Source organism: Cellvibrio sp. (assembly GCF_053579595.1).
The window spans coordinates 1-7,645 of sequence record NZ_JBRFPI010000218.1; the positions used below are offsets into that span (position 1 = coordinate 1).

General features: G+C 49.7%; 8 protein-coding genes. 3 read left to right on the forward strand and 5 right to left on the reverse strand.

Annotation, left to right across the window (positions count from 1 at the left end):
* Window positions 1-141: 141 nt before the first annotated feature.
* Window positions 142-1,449, reverse strand: a complete 1,308-nt coding sequence (gene tyrS / locus ACWA6V_RS13680) for a tyrosine--tRNA ligase (RefSeq protein WP_449523020.1) — start codon at window positions 1,447-1,449, stop codon at window positions 142-144.
* Window positions 1,450-1,650: 201 nt separating this feature from the next.
* Between tyrS and ACWA6V_RS13685 the strand changes: the two genes are divergently transcribed.
* Window positions 1,651-3,066 (forward strand): OapA family protein, encoded by a 1,416-nt coding sequence (locus ACWA6V_RS13685; protein WP_449523014.1) that lies wholly within the window; start codon window positions 1,651-1,653, stop codon window positions 3,064-3,066.
* Between the two features lie 12 nt (window positions 3,067-3,078).
* Entirely contained in the window at window positions 3,079-4,221 is a 1,143-nt protein-coding gene (locus ACWA6V_RS13690; RefSeq protein ID WP_449523015.1) for an anhydro-N-acetylmuramic acid kinase, read from the forward strand.
* 5 nt (window positions 4,222-4,226) lie between these two features.
* Here the strand turns inward: ACWA6V_RS13690 and erpA are convergent, their stop codons facing one another.
* The 4 genes from erpA to argC all read right to left on the reverse strand — a co-directional run bounded on the left by erpA (window position 4,227) and on the right by argC (window position 6,937).
* Window positions 4,227-4,580 (reverse strand): iron-sulfur cluster insertion protein ErpA, encoded by a 354-nt coding sequence (erpA, locus tag ACWA6V_RS13695; RefSeq protein ID WP_394988363.1) that lies wholly within the window; start codon window positions 4,578-4,580, stop codon window positions 4,227-4,229.
* A gap of 74 nt (window positions 4,581-4,654) precedes the next feature.
* Window positions 4,655-5,035, reverse strand: a complete 381-nt coding sequence (locus tag ACWA6V_RS13700) for a bactofilin family protein (protein ID WP_449523016.1) — start codon at window positions 5,033-5,035, stop codon at window positions 4,655-4,657.
* Window positions 5,036-5,057: 22 nt separating this feature from the next.
* Entirely contained in the window at window positions 5,058-5,822 is a 765-nt protein-coding gene (locus ACWA6V_RS13705; protein ID WP_449523017.1) for a DUF6776 family protein, read from the reverse strand.
* A gap of 68 nt (window positions 5,823-5,890) precedes the next feature.
* A complete protein-coding gene (gene argC, locus ACWA6V_RS13710; RefSeq protein ID WP_449523018.1) occupies window positions 5,891-6,937 on the reverse strand; it encodes an N-acetyl-gamma-glutamyl-phosphate reductase in 1,047 nt (348 codons plus the stop codon).
* A gap of 267 nt (window positions 6,938-7,204) precedes the next feature.
* On the opposite strand from argC, the gene ACWA6V_RS13715 reads away from it, so the two are divergent.
* A partial coding sequence (locus tag ACWA6V_RS13715; protein ID WP_449523019.1) for a chloride channel protein occupies window positions 7,205-7,645 on the forward strand: 441 nt, incomplete at its 3' end.

Below are 7,645 nucleotides of genomic sequence, written 5' to 3' on the forward strand. Positions count from 1 at the left end.
AATCACTGCGCTTTCGCGCCTGACCCCAGCTCGGCAAGGGCGCGCACTATACGAACCCAACCACGAGCCTGCAAGCTCTTTTTGGAGATTAACCACACTTAATTTCATTTGCGATCAATTACCCACCAATGGCAACAAAAATCACACAACCTCAAATAAGTGGTACTTCTTTTTACCAACTCTCACAAGATAGAAACGATCAAAAAAAGCATTTTTTGACGCAAAACAATTAGCCGATTGCATATTGTCGTCGATAGATTTGGCAGCACCATTAACGAACACGGCACCTCTAGCCAATGCATCCTTAATTTGCTTTCCTGAAGCAGCCAATTCAGCATCAGCCAATAACTGAGTAAGCGGTAAATCAGCAATTTCTGCACGGATCAATTTTGACGAAGGCAATCCATCCTGCTGCAACTGGAGGAAGTCTGACTCACTCAAACCAGACAACTCATCACTAAACAGAGCCTGCGTAATGCGCTGGGCAGCCAATAGACCAGCGTCACCATGCACAAGCCTGGTCACCTCTTCCGCGAGAATACGCTGCGCCTCCGGTTTGCCTTGGCGAGCCGCATCTTCAGCCTCTATAGCAGCAATCCGGGCAACCGATAAAAAGGTAAAGTAGCGCAGGAATTTGTAAGCATCCGCATCTGCAGTATTCAGCCAGAATTGGTAAAAGGCATAGGGAGATGTTTTTTCAGAATCGAGCCAAACGGTACCCGTTTCAGTTTTGCCGAATTTCGTTCCGTCCGACTTGGTCACCAAAGGCATGGTCAGACCAAACACATGAGCTCCGTGCATGCGGCGAGCCAAGTCAATACCGCCAGTGATATTGCCCCACTGGTCACTACCGCCAATCTGAAGGGTGCAATTGTTGCGCACATATAACTCGGCGAAATCGTAGGACTGCAGGAGCATATAGGTGAATTCGGTAAAGGAAATTCCCTCACCTTCACGCTCAATGCGCTGCTTTACCGACTCCTTATTAATCATGTTATTGACAGAGAAATGCTTGCCGACATCGCGCAAAAAACTAAGCACATCAATTTTACCAACCCAATCGAGGTTATTAACCACCTCGGCCGATTGGCTACCGCAGTCAAAATCAATAAATTGGCTGACCTGCCTCTTTAACTTATCCACCCAATTGGCGACTACATCAGCAGTATTTAGTTTACGCTCCTGCGCCTTGAAGCTTGGATCGCCAATCAGGCCGGTAGCGCCACCTACTAGAGCGATAGGTTTGTGGCCCGCAAGCTGGAAACGCTTCAACATTAATAGCGGCACCAAGCTTCCGATATGCAAGCTGTCTGCAGTCGGATCGAACCCACAATAAAGCGTACGACTACCTGAATTAAGATGCTCCGCAAGAGCATCACCGCCAGTCATTTGGGCAATAAGCCCACGATCCTGCAATTCCTGCAGGAAATTAGTGTCAATAGCTGCCATAACGCACCAACCAAGCTTGTAAAAAGTGTTTCGATTAGGAACAAAAAGGCGGCAAAGATACCGCATCTTGTTCCAATTACAAGACAAAACCAGAGGCTTGTTGCAGCAAGATGAATTTTTGGGGTGTTAATGGCGTTTTTTTCTGCTATAAATGTTCTTTCTTGGATCACTTATCTATAAAAAATTGCGACTTTTTTACTCATGCCCCAAATAAAAAATTACTACGAAATCGTTCGATCGACCCTGCTTCAATACGTGCCGCGCGGACATCTCGCGGCCGCAGTGGTGATATCGGCAGGTTTGGTAATCATTTTAGGCAGCAACTCTCAAGAAAATTCTGCAATAGTAAGTATCCCTAGCAAGAACATCCCCGGATTGAAAATACAAGGCATAGAAACGCCTGCCACCCCCATATCAGTACCCGCAGTAGAAACCATTATCCAAACAGTTGCGGCAGTTCCAGAACCTGTAAAGATGCAGGACCAAAAACCAGCCGCACCGCAATGGAAAGAGTTCACCATACAAAATGGCGATAACCTATCGATTTTATTTAAACGCGCAGGCTTGAATGATCGCACCATCTACGAATTATTCAGCGACGCCAAGGATGCCAAAGACTTACGCAATATCCGCCCGGGCCAAAAGATGGCTTTTTTGGTGGAAAATGGGCAACTGCAAGGCCTGAATTATATTATCGACGAATTGAATAGCCTGAGCTTTACCCGCGACACCAAAGGCTTCACCGGCAAAGAAGTCGCACTCAAACCCGATGTTAAATACGCCTTCCGCCAAGCCTCTATTGCTAGCTCCCTCTATATGGCTGGAAAACGTGCAGGTATGCCTAGCAATCTGACTATGGAATTAGCCAACATTTTCGGTTGGGATATCGACTTTGCGCTCGACATCCAGAAAGGCGACAGTTTTAAGGTAATGTACGAAGAACAATTCCTTAAAGGCAAGCGAATCGGTACAGGCAAAATAATCGCGGCCGAATTTACCAATGCTGGAAAAACTTTCAAAGCCGTTCGCTACACCGACCAACAAGGTGCAAGCAACTATTACACCCCTGATGGTCGCGGTATGCACAAAGCCTTTCTGCGTAGCCCAATTGAATTTGCCAAAATCAGCTCCCATTTTAGTTTGGGACGCAAACATCCAGTTTTACATATCATCAGGGCACACAAAGGCACAGACTACGCCGCCGTGCGAGGAACACCGATACGCTCTACGGGTAATGGTAAGGTGGCTTTTGCTGGTCGTAAAAATGGCTACGGAAATACCGTTATTATTCAGCACGGCCAAGGTATTGAAACGCTGTATGGGCACATGAACGGATTTGCCAAAGGCATTCGTTCAGGATCACGTGTCAGCCAGGGCGATGTGATAGGTTATGTCGGTTCTACAGGATTGGCCTCTGGTCCGCATCTGCACTACGAATTCCATGTTAACGGCCAGGTACGCAACCCGGTTACCGTACCTCTGCCAAAATCTATTGGCATCGAAAAAACCGAGCTGGCACGCTTTAATGAAACCACTCGTCCATTGATTGCGAAGTTGGATCAATACAAATCCTCTAGCCGTCTGGCGGTTGCCAAAAACGGCAACAACAGCAACTAAGTCAGACTGTAGATGTCACAGCGCCAGCTCTACCTAGGTTTGATGTCGGGCACCAGCGCTGATGCTATAGACGCAGCACTTGTCGATTTACAATCCACTCCACAACTGCTTGAACAGCATACACTGCCACTTCCGGCCGAGATCCGCCAACAAATCCACTCACTCTCACTCCCCGGCGATAACGAAATCGACCGCATGGGTGCATTGGATGTGGATTTAGGGAAACTTTTTGCCCGGACAAGCCTGGAATTGCACGCCAAAGCAGGCATTAGCGCCACACAAAACGCGGCAATTGGGTGCCATGGCCAAACTATCCGCCATCGCCCACCCGGTTCAAGCGAGGGCACATTTACCCTGCAAATTGGCGACCCAAACCTGATTGCCGAATTGACTGGCATTACCACAGTGGCTGATTTTCGCCGGCGCGATATGGCGGCAGGTGGCCAAGGTGCGCCTTTGGTTCCCGCCTTCCACCGCGCCATTTTTCATACGCACGCTAAGGATCGCGTCATTGTTAATATTGGCGGCATGGCAAACATCACCTGGTTACCTGCACAAGGCCAAACACTAGGCTTTGATACAGGCCCCGGCAATGTATTAATGGATGATTGGATACATTCTCACTCAGGTGACAGCTACGATAAGAATGGCACCTGGGCAGCTAGCGGTCAGGCTCACCCGGAACTACTTGCAGATTTATTGGCAGATGCTTATTTCACATTGCCCGCACCAAAAAGCACTGGCAGAGAAAGCTTTAACCGCTCGTGGCTCGATAAAAGCCTTGCGAAACTGGCAACAACCCTCTCCCCCGTAGATGTGCAAGCGACCTTACTGGAACTAACCGCTGCAACAATTGCAGGCAATATTGGTAGCCTTGGTCGAGCAGCAAAAGAAATTTACGTATGCGGTGGTGGCGCCTATAACCCAAGACTTATGCAACGCTTACAGGATTTACTGCCGACCGATAAAGTGGCAAGTACATCCGTGTTGGGGATAGATCCACAGTGGATAGAAGCTATGGCATTTGCGTGGCTAGCACAGCAGACCATCAATCATCGCACTGGTAACCTGCGCGAAGTAACGGGAGCCAAGCGGGAGGTGATTTTGGGCGGCGTTTACTACGCTGGAGAACACCGCACGGGATTTTTAAAGTAGATAGATTAGACAGTAAAGGACGACCCACAGCCGCAGGTGCTGGAGGCATTGGGATTCTGGATCACAAATTTGGAGCCTTGCAGCCCTTCTTCATAATTCACTACCGCTCCCACCAGATAGGGATAGCTCATTGCATCCACTACCACTTTGACGCCATCGCGCTCGACAATTGAGTCGTCATCAGCGACCGCCTCATCGAAAGTAAATCCGTATTGAAAACCTGAGCAACCGCCGCCGGTAACATAAACACGCAGTTTAAGATCGGGATTATCCTCTTCCTCGATCAGGCTTCTGACCTTGGCGATAGCGCTTTCGGTGACAGTAACAACCTGGGGAACATAGATTTCAGCGGTAGACATACATACTCCGGATAACAACCAAGCCCGACGGGGCAATCTTTATTATCCCTTTACCCGAGTAAAACAGTCAACTATTAAGCCTTGGCGACAGCAATATCCAATATGCTGGCAGACTCTTGTTGTTTATTGATCATACTGCCGTTCACTTGCGCACCTTTCACCATCTCAATCGAATGATAGTGCACAGTGCCGGTCACATTACCTTTGGCCGCCAGCTCAAGGTGTTTACTGGAGTAGATATTCCCTTGCACCTTACCATTGACGATCACCACCGGCGCACGAATCTCCCCTTCCACTACGCCGGTATCGGCGATCACCACTTTTGCGTCCTTTTCATCCTCGGCGATGATATTGCCGGTTACCTTACCTTCCAATTGCAGCTCGCCAGTAAAGTGAAGGTCGCCGATTACTTTGGTTGCACGTGAGATCAGGGTGTGATTATTGGAAAACGCCATCAGGTAGACTCCTTAGCAAATGCTATTTAATTTCTGGCCATTCAAGTTCTGCTTCAACGGTCACCGGATTACGCCGTGAGTTGGACTTCACCGCCAACTCAACCCGCACAGGGACAAACCCGTCCGGCAGCACAATTTCAGTGTCAATATTCTGGAAAAACTTAAAACTGAGCGGGATGTTTTCAGCCAAAGGCTCAGTATCTACCTTGCTAACTGCCAGCTCATGGAGCGATATTTTGGTCTCCGTACCATCCTTTTGGCCGACCACAAATATCCGCAACTGACCGGAGAAATCATCATCGCCTTCCGCCAGTTTTTGGACGACCAGCTTGAATTGTTTTTTGTTGTCCGCCAACGCGGATACAGAAAAAATACCAAAACTGATGCCCATTGGATTGGTACTTTTTTTCGAAGTGAGGATGCGATAAACCTCTACGTCGCGCTGCAAAGCGGCTTTTTCATCGCGCAACACCATTACTCTCTTGCGCAGCTCCTCGCCCGCTTGGCGATCAACTTCTGCGCTTAATTGGAATTTGGCCAGCTCGCGCTTTGACTCACTAGCCTCATGCGTCAATTTTTCCAACTGAACACGCAGCTCCTGCGCCTCTTGAGGCGAAAGACGTTCACGGCTTGCCTGATTCAGGGCATAGAAATAGGTGGCAATGATCGCCGCGCCGATCAACGCGAGCAGTACCAGGATGATAAATGCCTTTTTAAGCGGCCGATGGGGTACCACTTTCATGCGGTAAACCGGGGAGCCTTTTACTTTGGTCTTAGCAGGATTCATAGCTACCATTTTTATTATTCACGGGATGGTATTACACCATCCCGCGTAGTTAGGATCAGCCCGGAAATTTAGGGCATCAAAGCCACAACGTCCAGCCCGGCTTTCTCATCAAACCCAAACATGATGTTCATGTTCTGGATAGCCTGGCCGGAAGCGCCTTTAGTGAGATTGTCGATAACCGATAACACCACCACAGTATCGCGCTGTTGCGGGCGTAAAACCGAGATGCGGCAGACATTTGAACCCTTCACACTTCTCGTTTGTGGCAATTCGCCAGCAGGCAATACATCCACAAATGGCTCATTGGCATAGCGCTGCTCATAGAGAGACTGCAAATCAGGCACTTTATCCGCATCCAACAGTGTCGCGTAAAGCGTGGCGTGGATGCCGCGGATAATCGGCAGCAAATGCGGTACAAACGTCAATGCGACCGGTGCAGCACCGGCAGGCTGCACATCGCGCAAGCCCTGTTCGATCTCTGGCAAATGGCGATGCCCCGCAACACCGTAGGCTTTAAAGCTGTCGCTGATTTCCATCAACAGATTATCAATTTTGGCTTGACGCCCGGCACCGCTGGCACCGCTGGCGGCGTTGGCGATGAGGCGAGTCGGATCAACCAGATTGTTTTCAATCAGCGGCAGGTAACCTAATTGGGTTGCAGTGGGATAGCAGCCAGGACAAGCCACTAATTTGGCGGTGCGGATCGCTGCACGATTGACCTCTGGTAAACCATAAACAGCTTGAGCCACAAGATCCGGGGCACCATGGGTTTGGTTGTACCATTTCTCCCACAGGGGCACATCGCGGATACGGAAGTCAGCCGACAAATCGATAATACGCGCCTTGGTATTCATCAGCGCGCCCATCATGTTTTGCGCGACGCCGTGAGGGGTGGCAAAAAAGATTACATCGCACTCGCCCAATACCGCCACATCCGGCTCAGTAAATGCCAGATCGATATGGCCGCGCAGGCTGGGATACATATCGGCCACTTTGGTGCCCGCTTCTGCGCGCGAGGTGATCACAGTCACTTCTACTTGTGGATGTTTGGCCAATAAGCGCAGTAGTTCTACGCCCGTATAACCAGTCCCACCAACAATTGCTGCTTTAATCACCTCTGTCTCCTCCAATCGTGTTCAATGTCATCGCAGTTAATCTGGCCGGGGAGACTCTGGTATCCTGAGCGCCCGCCAACCGATGCTGGCGAAAAATAAAGACGGCTATCATAAGAGCCTTATCGATAAATCAAAAGCAAAAGCTAACGGGCATTGATAATAGCTCTTTGATAAATCAGGACATCTGGCCAGCGCCGCCTAAAAAGCAGCCACTCGAATAGGTATAAATGCGTGCCAACAGAGCAATCCACCCCAACCAGAAAACGTTTGAGCCAACGCGCTGAATCCATGCGCGACAAGCTCGCAGGGGCAGATTCACTCCCACTCTTGACGCTGCTCGGACTCTTAACCGGGCTGATCGCTGGTGCCGTGATTGTGCTGTTCCGCTGGCTAGTGGAAATTCCGCTCGCCTACTTTTTACCCGAAAGTTTTGAAAATTTTGAAGCGATAAGCTCAATCATGCACTTTGCCCTGCCTTTAACCGGCGCAGTAGTGCTGGGATTAATCCTGCAATGCGTTGATAAACGTCATCACGCGACCAGTATTGGCCACGTGATGGACCGTCTGCAAAACCATCAGGGGCGTATGCCGCCCGGCAATATGGTCACCCAGTTTTTTGGCGGAGCAACCTGTCTGTTGACGGGACAATCCGTAGGGCGCGAAGGCCCTGCCGTGCATATGGGCGCCGCCAGTGGCAGCCTGCTTGGC